This is a genomic window from Lentisphaera marina, assembly GCF_028745505.1.
Taxonomy (GTDB): Bacteria; Verrucomicrobiota; Lentisphaeria; order Lentisphaerales; family Lentisphaeraceae; genus Lentisphaera; species Lentisphaera marina.
Map to the genome: position 1 here is coordinate 1,245,029 of NZ_JAQZZL010000001.1, position 14,300 is coordinate 1,259,328.

Annotated in this window: 9 protein-coding genes; 2 read left to right on the top strand and 7 right to left on the bottom strand. The window is 39.2% G+C overall.

What is annotated here, in order from left to right:
• Positions 1 to 4 precede the first annotated feature (4 nt).
• Both PQO01_RS05205 and PQO01_RS05210 read left to right on the top strand, forming a co-directional pair.
• Positions 5 to 586: a hypothetical protein gene (locus PQO01_RS05205; protein ID WP_274312974.1), complete on the top strand. Its 582-nt coding sequence runs from the start codon at positions 5 to 7 to the stop codon at positions 584 to 586.
• A gap of 400 nt (positions 587 to 986) precedes the next feature.
• Positions 987 to 2,315, top strand: a complete 1,329-nt coding sequence (locus PQO01_RS05210; RefSeq protein ID WP_274312975.1) for an ATP-dependent DNA helicase — start codon at positions 987 to 989, stop codon at positions 2,313 to 2,315.
• A gap of 209 nt (positions 2,316 to 2,524) precedes the next feature.
• Here PQO01_RS05210 and PQO01_RS05215 read toward each other — a convergent pair whose 3' ends face one another.
• The 7 genes from PQO01_RS05215 to PQO01_RS05245 form a co-directional block, all read right to left on the bottom strand.
• Positions 2,525 to 2,755, bottom strand: a complete 231-nt coding sequence (locus tag PQO01_RS05215) for a hypothetical protein (RefSeq protein WP_274312976.1) — start codon at positions 2,753 to 2,755, stop codon at positions 2,525 to 2,527.
• A gap of 61 nt (positions 2,756 to 2,816) precedes the next feature.
• The gene (locus PQO01_RS05220) at positions 2,817 to 4,811 is read right to left on the bottom strand and encodes a serine/threonine protein kinase (protein ID WP_274312977.1); all 1,995 of its coding nucleotides are present in this window, start codon (positions 4,809 to 4,811) and stop codon (positions 2,817 to 2,819) included.
• Positions 4,804 to 7,437, bottom strand: coding sequence for a cation-translocating P-type ATPase (locus tag PQO01_RS05225; protein ID WP_274312978.1), 2,634 nt, complete (start codon positions 7,435 to 7,437; stop codon positions 4,804 to 4,806). Before PQO01_RS05225 ends, PQO01_RS05220 begins: the two co-directional genes overlap by 8 nt.
• Positions 7,438 to 7,496: 59 nt before the next feature.
• Positions 7,497 to 8,018 carry a hypothetical protein gene (locus tag PQO01_RS05230; RefSeq protein WP_274312979.1) on the bottom strand — a complete coding sequence of 174 codons (522 nt, stop codon included), beginning with the start codon at positions 8,016 to 8,018 and terminating at the stop codon, positions 7,497 to 7,499.
• Positions 8,019 to 8,084: 66 nt separating this feature from the next.
• Positions 8,085 to 11,240 carry an efflux RND transporter permease subunit gene (locus tag PQO01_RS05235; RefSeq protein WP_274312980.1) on the bottom strand — a complete coding sequence of 1,052 codons (3,156 nt, stop codon included), beginning with the start codon at positions 11,238 to 11,240 and terminating at the stop codon, positions 8,085 to 8,087.
• Positions 11,241 to 11,251: 11 nt separating this feature from the next.
• Positions 11,252 to 12,901, bottom strand: coding sequence for an efflux RND transporter periplasmic adaptor subunit (locus PQO01_RS05240; RefSeq protein ID WP_274312981.1), 1,650 nt, complete (start codon positions 12,899 to 12,901; stop codon positions 11,252 to 11,254).
• Positions 12,894 to 14,255, bottom strand: a complete 1,362-nt coding sequence (locus PQO01_RS05245; protein WP_274312982.1) for a TolC family protein — start codon at positions 14,253 to 14,255, stop codon at positions 12,894 to 12,896. Before PQO01_RS05245 ends, PQO01_RS05240 begins: the two co-directional genes overlap by 8 nt.
• Between the last annotated feature and the right edge of the window lie 45 nt (positions 14,256 to 14,300).

A 14,300-nucleotide genomic window follows, 5' to 3' on the forward strand; every position in this document is an offset into this window, starting at 1 on the left:
CATCATGAACCAAACCATTAAAGACACCATCATACTCCAAGACCTTTTAGAGGAAGCGATTAAACGAGCTTACGTGCTTACTCGTCGTCATGATTGTATAGGAGCATTTACACTTCGCTTAACTTGCTCTGATGATCGAACTATAGAAGATCTTGAAGACCTTATCGAACAATGTTTATTTAACCCTCAAATTGAACCTGATTTTCTTAAGTTGTTTGCTGAAACATTAGAAGATTATACAAAATTTAATCCATTGATAAAAATGGATTATTGCTATTTCATTTACGAGTCTGAACCTGATGAAATTAATATCCTGTGTTTGTATAACAAAGTAGGGAAGCAGAATGAGCCTGAGGGTATCGAGAGAGCTTGGCCTGTTGAGTCATTTCGAAGAGTGGTCAACATAGAACTAAAAAATGATTTTAATCGTGATGAATTAATGAGAGTGCTTTATCAATCATTTGTAGATGGTAACGATGTAGAGGATTATGTTGATGCTCATATTCGATTACCCTATAATGATTTAACTAATGAAGAAATCGATTACTTTGATTTTCATGAACCCGATTTTCTTACGGCTTTTTAGTAAATCAAAGCATACAAATTAATCCTATATTTTTAGCTAAAATAGGCCTGGTCATAGAGCAGGCTTATGTAGTTTAAACAACCAATCCTACGTAATAATTTATAATCATTTTACATGAGCATAAAAAGAGTCTGCACATCTCGTGCAGGCTCTTATTTTTATCTTTATATTATTACTTATTAACCTTCTTATTTTAGGAGGCGAAGAGTGGACGTCTATTATGCCCGTTATGGTGCTAATATTTTCTGAAAAGTGTTCTGTAGGTGCCTTGTTTAGCATGGATTTATAATTAGAGCGGAACATTTCCATATTCTTATTTTTTAGTTTTACTGGTTCTAAAATTATTTTTTTAAATAACTCCAAGATTTTATGAAGACAAAAATCATCAAGGAGTTTTATCATGAATTTATCAAAAGAACAAGCATATGCATTGCAGTGTATAATAAGAGGAGAAAACACATGTGTGGCAGGCCCTGGAGGTACAGGGAAATCATACATTTTATCTGAACTTCGATCAGTATTTGGAGATGGCTTAGTTGTTTTGGCCCCAACTGGATTAGCCGCTTTAAATGTGAGAGGCGCAACCATTCATAGTTTTTTTAAACTCAAACCTGGGCTTTATAATTTTGAACCTAAATCACATGTCGTTCCACCACATCTTGCAAAGCTCTTGAATAAGGCAAAAGCAATTTACATAGATGAAGTCAGTCTTGTGCGAGCCGACCTCTTCATTACCCTAGAATTTATTTTGCGGAAAGCGCGAATGAGCGATCAACCTTTTGGAGGAGTGCAAATGATCGTCGCAGGAGATTTTTTGCAGCTTCCTCCAATTTTATCAAAAAAATCTGAACGCGATTACTTTAAGTATCATGGTCAATTACCGTATTGTTTCGACACAGGCGCGTGGTTAAAAGCGAGATTTAAAGTAGTGGAATTGACTAAAAATTTTCGACAGCAACAGGACCCAGAGTTCATCAAAATTTTAAACTCTATCAGGTGTGGTGATTTTACTAGTCGTTATTTGTTAGATGATAAAGAGCTGGATTGTATTGAAATCCTTAATGAAAGTGTTGAAATACGTGATCAACCGCCAGAGGATACGATTTCTTTGTGTACAACCTCTCGCAGAGCCAGCGAAATTAACTTAAATCAGATGGATAGGTATGAATCTACTGCGGCGCGCTTTGAAGCTAAATGCCACGGGAAACTGGATTATAATAATTTACCTACAGAACGTCATTTGTTTTTGAAAGAAGGCGTCAGAGTAATGGTGTTAAAAAATATCCCTAGCGTTTGTGTGAATGGTTCTATGGGGACTGTTGTCGAAATAAACTTAGAAAAATCATCAGTAACGGTTGCGCTTGATAGTGGTGTTCAGGCTGTATTCATACAGCATTTGTGGGAGGAGTTGGATTATATACTTGAAGAAGATGAAGGAACTGGTGAGATGAAAATATTCACTGAAGTTGTGGGTAGTTTTTATCAGTTGCCTCTTCGTGTGTGCTTCGCTCAAACTATTCACAAAAGCCAAGGGCAAACTTTTGATGAATGTCATGTGGACCTGGGTGCAGGTACTTTTACTACAGGTCAATTATATACTGCTTTAAGCCGGGTGCGGAGCCGTAACGGATTGACGCTCTCACGTAGGATAAGGTATAATGACCTTAAAAAGGATCTACATGTACTACAGTTTTATGATGAGAATGGCGCTGTACAAGAGGAAGTCTGAGTTCTTAGTGTTTTTAATCTATTCTGAGTAGAATAATTAATTCTGTATCACCTTAGGTTTTTCACTTCCTATAACAACTCTAAAAGAATGCATTCTTACAATGATTTTCTTGCACCTGACCAATTTGAAGCTATGTAATTAAACTGTGTCCGATATTTTTGGGTAAGTCCATACAGTTGTTCGATCGATATTTATATTAAAGAAAACTTTCAAAGTTTCTTCCATTCTTTATAGTGTGCAATCGCAGCTGTAATTAAGTAAAGCACGGTAATAACATACATTACTGTTTCGGTTAAAGGGAGATGTATTGACCCTTTCTTGAAGAATACAGAGATTACATATGCTAATGCACCAGATAAAAGTAATAGTGCTATAAGCGCTGTTACCAGTGAAATTATAAAAGCCTCCTTTTTTTTTGCTTTACGTGATTTCTTTTTCATAAGTTAACCCCCTGAACTTATTTGTGTTTCAATATTTGTTTTTATTATGCGAGCGTTAGATTCATTTCTTTCTGTCAAGCTTCACTGTTTTTATTATATGTTCATTAATGATATTGGGGGTTGGATGAATATTCTCAGTCCACCACCGCTCTGCACATTCACTACTCCATTGATCAAAAGATGAACAGGATTTAAGTAGGGATGCCAATTCCTTAGCTGATTGAGGGCGAGTTAATTTATCTTTTTCTAAGCAGCTTAATATAACATTTTCTAAGTCTTTAGGAATCGAAACTGAAGAAATATTTGAAATTGTAATGGGAGGCTCGTTTAGGTGTTGTCTTAAAATGTCCGATACAGAATTTTCGTTAGATTCAAAGGGGTATTTACCTGTTAGAAGATAATAGCCTGTAATTCCAAGAGAATATAGATCAGCGAGGTGATCAACATTCTGATCTGTAATAACTTCTGGGGCAATATAGTTAGGGGTTCCATGAATTGTATCCCCCGTATTATTTAATTCCTTGATTCGAGTGGCAAGGCTGAAATCAAGAACTTTAATAACATCAAACTCACCACCCTGCTTACAGAGTAATATGTTTTGTGGTTTGATGTCGCGGTGAATTAAATTTAGAGCATGAGCCTCTTGTAAAGATGAACAGATTTGATTAAGGATAAAAATAACTCGCTCAGGAGGTAATGGTCCAAACTGCTTTATGATTTTATCTAAATCTATGCCGTTTAAAAACTCCATTACGTAATAGAATAAACCATCTACGGTCTGACCATAATCATAGATTTTAATAGTGTTGGGATGTTCTAACTTACTGCAGAGTTTTACTTCTTCAGTAAAGCTTTGGACGTTTTTATCAGAACAGAGCTCAGGTTTTAAAAATTTTATTACGGTATTTCGTTGCATTAATTGATGCTTTGCTTCGTACACAACGCCATGCGCGCCTTCACCAATTTTTTTAATGAGCTTATATTGTCCAAGTTCATCTAGCTCGTTAATAGTTTTGCGAGCTAAATGATATTTAGCATTGAATTTATTTGCTAGATATGAAATAAGACCGAGTAGTAAGACTACCAAGACAATAGTCACAGCCCCCCAAGTAAATAAACGTTGTACAGGTAATAACAGTGCATAGACTTCAGCACTAGAAACTTCTATAACTAGAGTAATATCCCAGTCCTTAAGGTAGGTCCAGGCACCGACTGTTTTTATGTTGTTGTAATTATTATACGGTACGAGTTTAAGCTCAGAGTCTGGGAAGGTAGGTGTGTTATCGATAGAATCGGTATCTATGTGAGAGTGTTCGCTATGTTCATTGAAGTTCGCTTCTTCAGAAAGATGACTCCCACAAATAATACTTCCATCACCTCTTAGTAAATAACTTTTTCCAGTATCACCTAAACTCGAGTTTAATAAAATTTCACTTAGTGTGGTCGTCGGGATATGAATATACACAGCATATGCGATGATCTCTGTATATTTAATTACTGGTGTGAGAATAACCATTTCGTTAGACGCGCCATTAGGTTGTTTTGGCTTATCCCACAAAATCAAAGGAGAGGTTCGTCCTTGAACTATTTGAGGTTGTATAGTTTTTAATAGGCTTGGACTTAATTTGTAGTTTGAATTTTTTAAGAGAACTTTGCCTTGTAAGTCAATAATAACAAAATGTGCTGCAGTCCCAAAAGTTTCTATGGTTTTAAGACTGATTCTACTTTTTAGATCCTTTGTTAAAGTGAAATTATGAAGAGTAGGCTTAGTCAATAGTTCTATATTCGTTACAATATCGGTTGTTACGATGATATCTTTTGCCTTATTTGATGTCTCAACATGCCAATGTTTCAGATCACGTACGCTATGCTTTAACATAGATTCTAGATTGCTGGAGACAATAGTTTGTACTCCACTATCTAGAGAGCTCTTTACCTTTATTCCTCCTATAATGATAGCAATAAATGATAAGGTGCTTAGAACCATTGTTTGACGTCGCATATTTAGTAATTGCCATATAAGCGACTTAATAAGTTGAATTGGCTTTTTATACACGGCTATTCCTATAATGCTTTTCAAACTCGACGATAAGGATAAGTCCAATAGATAGGCAAGAAATCAGACCCCATGTAGATAAGCCGATTGTTGAGGTATGAAAAAGTTGATTCATGAACCCTGTATAAGTAAATATAAGTTGTAAGAGGAGCATGAGAAGTACTCCGAAAGGGAGGAAAGGGTTTGAAAAAAGTTTATTGCATAGTAAAGGCTTTTTTAGTGTGCGGCAGTTAAATAGATAGGCTATCTTTCCAGTAACGAGCATATTCGCAGCCGCAGTGCGAGCCGCTTGTAGTGAGGCGCCTGTAGATAGCACTTGGTAAAAGACGAGTTCCACAGCCAGTAGTAGAAGAAATCCTACTAGAAAAATACGCATTATTAGCCCTTTATCTAGAATGCGATGACCGGGAGAATGCGGCGGTCGTTGCATGATGTTGTTTTCTTTGGGTTCAAAGGCTAGCATCAAGCCCAAGCACAGGGCTGTACTCATATTGGTCCACAGGATCTGCACCGGCAGGATTGGTAGAGCGGCGCCAACCAGAATGGCGCCCATGATTACCATGCCTTCTGCGAGATTGGTCGGCAGTGTCCAGGTAATAAACTTAATGAGGTTATCGTAAACACCTCTACCTTCGCGGACTGCGGCAGTAATTGAAGCAAAGTTATCATCCGCCAATACCATATCTGAACTATCGCGAGCGACTTCAGTCCCGACTTTGCCCATCGCTATACCAATATCAGCACGTTTTAAGGCTAGGGCATCGTTTACACCATCGCCAGTCATAGCGACAATTTCGCCGTTTTTTTGAAAAGTTTCAACAATCTCCAGTTTTTGTATAGGTTCAACTCGTGCAAAAACAGCTGTATTTACAATTGCTTCAATTTTTTCCTGACCCTCTAATAAGGATAGTTGGTTGCCTGTCATAACTCGCTGAAAATTGTCTGTAACAATCCCGACTTTGGCCGCAATAGCGGCAGCTGTGCCAGCATGATCACCAGTTATCATTACGACTCGTACACCAGCTTCTTGGCACTCTTTGACTGCAGGAGCTGTTTCGAGTCGAGGTGGATCTATCATAGCTTGGAAGCCTACAAAAGTAAGCTCATGAAATGAGTTTTCAATGGAGTCACTACTAGAGATTTCCTTCTTTACGAAGGCTAAAACGCGCATGCCTTCGGAAGCTAATGAATCCAAAATGCCATGTAGGTTTTTCTCATCAAATGGAGAGTGTGATGCATCATTATTTAAAGTATATTTACAATATGGTACTAGATGCTCAAATGAGCCCTTTGCATATAAAAAATATTTATTTCCTTCACGGTGGATAGTCGCCATGTACTTTTTGTGGGAATCAAACGGTAAGCTTTCTGTACGAGGGTATTTAGCGATGTTGACGATTGGCATATTGCTTTTTATAGCACCATAGATGAGTGCTTTTTCGGTAGGGTTACCATCAATTTGAAAAGATTCATCAAGTTGCTGAACATGACAGTCGTTGCAAATAATACCGATCTTTAAACATTCGAATTGACTGGCAAGGAGAGTTTCCTCACCAGTTACACTTAAGACTTGGCCTCCAGCGTATATTTTTTTAACGGTCATGCAGTTTTGTGTTAAAGTCCCTGTTTTGTCCGAGCAAATCACAGTCGTACTTCCTAGAGATTCAACTGCGGGTAAACGTCTTATTATGGCTTTGGCTGCAGCCATTCTATTTGTGCCTATCGCAAGAGTAATTGTAACAACTGCAGGCAAGCCTTCGGGGATAGCGCCAACCGCCAAAGCAATGGATGCCATAAACATTTCGGTCCAATTTTTACCATGTAAAGAGCCTACAATGAAAGTGATAGCAGCCATTAACAGTATGAAATACATAAGAGTAGTGCTGAACTTCTTGATTTTACGAGTGAGAGGCGTGGCTAAGGGGATAATGTTATTTATGGTATCGGAGATTTTCCCAATCTCTGTTTGATGAGCGATATCTGTGACTAAAGCGATTCCTTGTCCACCAGTGATATGAGCTCCAGAGTAGAGCATGTTTCTTCGATCAGCAAGAAGGGTATTAGCGTCTAAAGATTTTTCATGTTTAGCTGTGGGTAGTGATTCACCTGTTAACATGGATTCATCACTGTAGAGTTGGGTTGCTTTCAGTACACGTACATCGGCGGGTACTTTATCACCACTACTTAAATAAATAATATCACCTGGGATCAGTTCATCTGCTGAAATACGATGCCGTATACCTGATCGCAAAACCTTCGCTTCGCAACTAAGAGAGTTCACGAGAGAATTAATCGCCTTCAAAGCTTTTGATTCTTGAATAAATCCAATAATAGAATTAACCAAAACTACGGCAAAAATCACACTGCAGTCGAGCCATTCTCTTAAATATCCGGTCACTAAACAGGCGACTAAAAGAATATAAATAAGAGCTTGATTAAATTGTTCTAAGAACAAAATAAGTGGGTGTTTTTGTTTTTTACTAGTCAGTCGATTAGGGCCATGAAGCCCCTGCCGGGCTTGAACTTCCTCGCTGCTTAGACCGTTATGCAAGGAACTATCTAATGAATTCATAGACTCTTGAGCTGTCATAGAATGAAATGATTTTGGAACTGAATTCTGACTCATTTAGTTTTCCTCACAAATGGTGTTTATGACTCCAGCTTAAAGCTGGAGTCATTACTTAATTAATGATCGTGACCTTCGTGATCCCCATGATCGTGACCTTCATGACCTCCACCATCTGTCAGTTTTACTTTATAGGATTTACCGTCAATCTTAATAGAAATTTCGCCATTAAATTCACTTTTAAAGAGTTCATTTTTTGCAGTAAATGTGGATGCTTTATTGTCGCTGTCAGGGTTGATAGCTTTTGTTTTTACTTGCTTACGTGAAGACTTAAAGGTGATATTTAAACGAGGGGCTTTCTCTATCTTAAGAGGTGTTTTTTCTCCTTCTTTAAACACATTAATAGTGACGGTTGCAGCTCTTTCATCGTGTATTAGCTCCAGTTCTGCTACGCCTTCACCAACCTCAAACATTTTGCCGCCTTCCGACTTTCCGTGATCATGGCCTTTGTGATCCCCGTGATCATGACTTTCATGGCTTTCGTGCTTGTGCCCACTATGATCATCATGTTTGTGTTCTTCTGCAAAAGCGGGTGTGGAGATCATGACTGCTAGTGCGAGGGATGTTATTATCTTTTTCATGGTATTTCCTGTTGTTTTGTTGTTTTGTTGTTTTATGGCTCTTCCATTGTGGAAGAGCCACTTGATTTAATCGTCTATGAATTCGAATTTCAGTTTTTCTACGCTGTTATTTTTCTCAGCAGCCTCTTTGCCAAAGAGCCAAAAAGCCGCAGGACTTACCAAGAACTCTAGTAATGTACTGGAAATCAAGCCGCCTATAATCACAGTGGCTACTGGGTAGAGTATTTCTTTGCCCGGTTGGCCAGGGGCCATTGCCAAGGGGACCAGGGCAATACCACTTGTCAGCGCCGTCATTAAGACTGGGACCATTCTTTCTTTGCCAGCCTGAATGATAAGCTCAGGGCTAAACTCCACGCCTTCTTTACGACGCAGATGTATATAGTGGTCCAGCAGTAGTATTGCATTTCTGGCAGCGATACCGCCCAGTGAAATTAAACCAACTAAAGTTGCTACAGAAAGAACTTGTTTGGTAATCGCAAGGTAGGCAACGGCTCCAATAAAAGCCATAGGTATACTGATCATAACTTGTAGACTTAGGTTAATAGACTTGAAGTGCATGTACAGAATGAGTATCATACATAAAATTGATACAAGACTAAGAATCAATATCTTTTTTGTAGCAGCTTGTTGCGCTTCAAATTGACCACTGATTTCTAGGGAATAGCCAGGTTGCTCCTTCATTTTTTCTCGGACAGTATCCAAAGCCTTATCCACATCTGCAACAACTTCACCAAGTGATCGACCACTTACATTGTGCTGAATGACAATCCGACGGCCAACATTCTCATGCTTGATATTATTGGAAGTCAGCGTTTGGCTTACATTGGCAACATCGCCCAAACGTATCAATTCATTATTGTCTTTGCGAATATAAAGGTTGCGAATATCATTTAATGATTTACGATTTTCTTCACGTAAGCTCAATACGATGGGGTAAATAAAACGACCTTTGACAAAGCGAGAAACTTCTTCGCCTCCAAGGGATAGTTCGATTGTTTTACCTACGTCTTTAACTGAAAGTCCGTGTTGAGATAATTGGTTACGTTTTGGAGTTATCGCAATATTTGGGACTAAAACTTGTGGCTCAACAATAAGGTCTTTTACGCCATTGATGGGTTTTAACTCCTTCTCTACGTCTTTTGCTAGTGAACGCAAAGTGGCTAGGTCGGGTCCATGAACCTTAACCGCAACCTGTGCTTTCACACCCGAAAGCATAGCTGATAGTAAATGTGCCAGAGGTTGATCAATTGCATAAGCTACCCCAGGAAACTCTGCATCAATTTCTTCTCGAATTTGCTTTATGACTTCTTCTGAACTTTTACCACTTGATTGGTCGAAGCTAATAATGACCTCTGAGGTGTTAACGCCCTCAGCATGCTCATCACCTTCAGCCCGTCCAGTTCGGCGGGTTACATGTTTGACCCCCTCAACTTTTATTAAGAGTTTTTCTAAACGTTGCCCATAAGCATTTGAGGTCTTTAAACCAGTGTCAGGAGGAAGTACCAAGTTTACTTGAGCGACACCTTCGTTAAAGGGTGGTAAAAATTGTGTGCCTGCCGTACTTAAGAAGTAGAGGCTAATACCAACTCCAATAAACAAAAAGACAATTACAGCTTTGGCACGCTTTATACTCCAAGCTATTACAACTGCTACTATAGCTTGAAGCTTTCGGACTACGAAAGTTTCTTTAGTATCTCCCTTCGAAAGTGATTTGGGGAGCATGTAATAACTCAGTACGGGAGTGACTGTCAGAGAAACTAGCAGAGAAGCCAAGACTGATATGATATAAGAAACACCGATTGGTGTGAAAAGTTTGCCTTCCATTCCAGTTAAAAAGAACAGAGGCATATACACAACCATTACCAGCATTGTACCTATGACAATTGGTTTACGTACTTCAGAAGAAGCTTTGAAAATGACTAAAAGGGCATGTTCGCGATCATCTTCAGGTTTCTTGAAGTTTTGCCGTAAACGTCTAAAAACATTTTCCACATCAACAATGGCATCATCCACAAGTGCTCCAATAGCTACAGCTATACCACCAAGTGTCATGGTGTTAATTGATACATCCATTAAAGCAAAAACTAATGCAGTAAGTGCCATAGAGAGAGGGATTGCTGTTAGGGTAATAAATGTAATACGCCAGTTCATCAAAAAGATGAATAAAATCACGATCACCATAATTCCACCATCACGTACGGCTTCGATTACATTATCGATAGCACGTTCAATGAAATCAGCTTGTTTAAAGAGCTCACTATTAATCATAAGGTCTGAATCTAAGCTATCTGAAAGCGACGCTAAACGTGTTTCTACTTGCTCAGTAAGCTTTACGGTATCATAACCAGGTTGCTTCATGATTACCATCACAATACCTGGGTTGCCATTGACACCTGCTTCCCCGATTTTAATCACAGAGGGGCCAAATTTCACTTCGGCAACATCTTTTATTAAAACGGGTCTTAAATCATCGGCTTTGACAACAGCTTTTTCTAGATCAGCTTTATCAAGCATTAAGCCACGCACCGTCATTACTGGTGCTTTTGTACCTATATTCATAAAGGCACCGCTACGGTTTTCGTTGTTATCTATGACCGCAGCTTCTATATCTTCTACAGTTACTCCAAAACTACGAAGCTTATCGGCATCGATTATCAACTTTAATTGCTTAGCGGAACCGCCAGCAATAATAACTTTTGAAACACCAGGGATCGCGAGAAGCTCGTATTTGATCTGATATTCGGCGAGTGCCCGTATATCAGAAGGTGAGTACTTACCGCTTTTACTGCTAATACCGATAAGTTGAACTTGGCCCATGATCGAAGAGATCGGAGCCATGACAGGTTCCACACCTTTTGGTAGGCGAGACTTTGCCAAAGGTAGCTTCTCCATGATAATTTGCCGGTTTCTATAGATATCCGTACCCCAAGCAAACTGAACTTTGATCACTGAAAGTCCTAGTCCAGATGTAGACATAACACGCTCTACACCCGTGGCACCATTGAGGATTTGTTCCAAGGGAAGAGTTACTAACTGCTCTACATCTTCAGGAACCATCGCGTGTGCCTCAGTCATTATCACCACAGTGGGGCGATTAAGATTTGGAAGGACATCAATAGGCATTTCATTGGCTACGTAAGTACCTACTAAAGAAATAAGTAAAGCAGCCGCTATCACGAAGATTCTGTTTTTAAGTGAGAACTCGATTATTTTATTAAGCATGATGAGTCTCCTTAGTGGTTATGCCCAGCGTGGGGATCAACCGCTTCTGGAGTCCCTGCAATGAGCGCTAATTGGAGTGCGAAAGCGCCTCGAACCACCATGGGTTCTTCTGGAAGCAGTTCGGAACCTTCACCAATAACAGCGACTTCATCACTTTGGTAAACAACAACAACCTTACGTCGGATAAAAGCATCGCCATCTTGAACAAATACGACTTTATCTGCACCATGATCCAGCACTGCTTCCGCAGGTAGGACGATTACATCCTCCAATTTTCGTACGGGGACTTTTAGCGTATAACGTAAGCCAGCACGTAAATCCCAGTTTCTATATTTAATATTATTAATTGTAGTTTTATGCATGACCTGATTAGATGCAGGAATTAACACGGTTGGAGATAGATCTTCCGTATCAAGTACTTTTGAAATAGCAAGGTTTTTTAGCGTGGGTGAGCCATTCGCGATCAAAGGTGAAGCGTTGAGTGTGAAATCATTTTTAATTGCAGTATTAATATCAGCAAACTCTGAACCACTAGGTTTAGCCTTAAGTAACATATTAGAAGGATCTGATAGACTGAAAAGTTGTTCACCTCTCGCGATCATTTGACCTGGTTTCACATGGATCTTATTTAAGTCCCAACCCAATTTATTTTGTGGAGCTTTTACTTTTATGGTTTTATCTAGAGCACCGAGCTCTTGTAGGTTCTTAATGTCAGTTAAACTGTGGCCTTCTTGAAGCATACTTGCGATCTCCAAAAAATACACTCTGGCTTTTGGCGTCTCATTGAAGTATTGAATCAGTTCACTTGTAACAACGCCTTCCACGGTTAACTCACCAATCGTAGCAATAACCCAACTATCATTTTGAATCTGCTCAGGAAGGGACGAGAATAACTTCTCTGATTGCGTAGACCATATATTGTTTTTCTTGAGGGCATTTTTCCATAAATTAGGTGATTGAACAAAAGTTTCACCATCTTCTAGTTTACTGATTTCCTGACTTGAGAGGCCATGGAATTTTAGTTTTGAACGGTAATTTTCTAGTTCCTGTTTTTCTTTAGCAATATCATATCGAAGATCAATGAGGTCCTTTTGAGGTACTACGGAAAGTCCATCGCTTTCTGATTTGAACTTATTGAGTCTTTGCAGTTCAGTCTGAAGTAACTTCAAGGACTTAAGTGATGAACGTATGTTAGCGATGGTACTATGATACTCCTCTGAGGCAGGTGTTAACAGACTCGCGACCAGTTTTACCTGAGGTCGTTTAATAGGATCACGTATGATACTCACTAATAGCTGATCTGGTCCAATATATTGACCAGGTTGTAGTTCGATTTTTTGAATACGTCCTGAGAACGGAGCATAAACTGGTTGTTCACTAAGGGGATGATTGCTTAAGTAAGCTGCTACTGGTACTGATACCATGAAGTCGGAGGAATCTATTTCCTTAATCTCGACCCCCATGTTTTTAAGCGCTTGATCAGATACCCCTGCGGTTTCTTCATCTGAATGCTCTTCATTCGGCCCATGATCGTGACCAGAATGATCGTCATGTTTTTCATTTGGCCCATGATTGTGCCCAGCATGAGGATCTGCTGCTTCTTGAGGTTTACAGGAAAAAAAGACTCCCGCACTAATTATAAAAAAAAGTAGATTATTCATGGTTTTGATCCGTTGATTTAAATGGTGTTTTGATAAATGATTGTTCATTTTCTTCGTTTAAAGGTTGTCCTACAAGTGATTGTAATTCTAGGAAATAACGCCATGCTTGTCGTTTAAGCTCTGAGTGTTGTAGTTCGACTTGAAGTGATTCATTCAGAATATCGAGATAGCGAAGCACATCAATGGCGCCAATTTTGAGTGATGTTCTAGCATCTTTTATTTGACTGCGGCTTAATGGCAAGACTTTAGATTCTAAAAACTTGACCTTTTGCTGTGCTAGGGAATGCTGTTTAAACAGTTTTGCTAAGCGTGTTAATTGGTTATTGAGTTGCTTATTATATTCCGTTAGTGCAGTGTCTCTAGCGCCTGTACTAGCTTTAATCGCCTGTTGGTTACGGTCGAATAGTGGTAATTCTAAAGAAAAAGGAAAAGAAAAGGTATTTGTTGTTTCCCCCACTTCTTCTTCAGCATCAAACCCAAACTCTAGATCAGGGTACTGCTTCGCTAACTCTAGGCGTAACTCGGCATCTTTTAATTGAAAATCCATCTCTGTACGCGCCAAGTCAGGATTGTTTGTCAAAAGAATTCCTTTAAGTTCAACTAGACTAAAACGATGAGTGGCTTCTGCCAAATCTGCTACATTGAGTTTAAGAACCTGCTCCTCATCTACAACGAGTAGGCGGGACAATGATTCCACCGATTCACTGGATGAGATCCCCTGTTCTAACTTTTGGAGTTGCAAATCAGCTTGACGTAGTTTTATACCATTTACTCCAAGGCGGGTAGAGCTTCCCAGTTCTTGGAGTTGTTCAGCAGTGCGAGTTGTAAGTTCTAGGGATTTAGTCATTTTTTCTTGAATCAGCTGAAATTTACTGTCTAGAGAAAAGTTTACCCAAGCTTGTTTTAAATCAAAAAACAGTTGCCGGTGTGTTAAGACTTGCTCATTATAAGCTTTTAATGCCTTAAGACGATTAAGGTCATCGTTACGGCGCAATCTTGGTCCTAGTGGTATTGAGAAGCCAATACCTACGAAAGGATATGCTGAGCCTGTATCCGAGAGCCCCGATTCGGAACCGAAAGCAGGTCCTGCAGTAATAACTGGGTTGGGCCACGGTGTCCCTATGTCAGCTACTTGTTGTAAAGTTTCGTATTCTTTACGGATTTGCTGAAGTTCTAGGTTGTTTTTATCCATGAGTTTAACTGCATCATGGAAAGAAAATGAATCTGGAAGATCCTGTGTTCGTTGCTGTTCAAGCTGACTTAGTGCAGAATCTGGAGTCAGTTCGAGTTTTTTATAGCTTTGACACGATGCCAGAAGCAACGTACTCAAACCTAAATAAGTAGATTTATTCATGAAAATGATACCTTTAATATATAGAAAATATATAGAGCCTTCTTC

Excerpts from the sequence above, each read along its gene's own strand:
- PQO01_RS05205 (WP_274312974.1), top strand. The coding sequence starts at position 5 with ATGAACCAAACCATTAAAGACACCATCATACTCCAAGACCTTTTAGAG.
- PQO01_RS05210 (WP_274312975.1), top strand. The coding sequence starts at position 987 with ATGAATTTATCAAAAGAACAAGCATATGCATTGCAGTGTATAATAAGA.
- PQO01_RS05215 (WP_274312976.1), bottom strand. The coding sequence starts at position 2,755 with ATGAAAAAGAAATCACGTAAAGCAAAAAAAAAGGAGGCTTTTATAATT.
- PQO01_RS05225 (WP_274312978.1), bottom strand. The coding sequence starts at position 7,437 with ATGAGTCAGAATTCAGTTCCAAAATCATTTCATTCTATGACAGCTCAA.
- PQO01_RS05230 (WP_274312979.1), bottom strand. The coding sequence starts at position 8,018 with ATGAAAAAGATAATAACATCCCTCGCACTAGCAGTCATGATCTCCACA.
- PQO01_RS05235 (WP_274312980.1), bottom strand. The coding sequence starts at position 11,240 with ATGCTTAATAAAATAATCGAGTTCTCACTTAAAAACAGAATCTTCGTG.
- PQO01_RS05240 (WP_274312981.1), bottom strand. The coding sequence starts at position 12,901 with ATGAATAATCTACTTTTTTTTATAATTAGTGCGGGAGTCTTTTTTTCC.
- PQO01_RS05245 (WP_274312982.1), bottom strand. The coding sequence starts at position 14,255 with ATGAATAAATCTACTTATTTAGGTTTGAGTACGTTGCTTCTGGCATCG.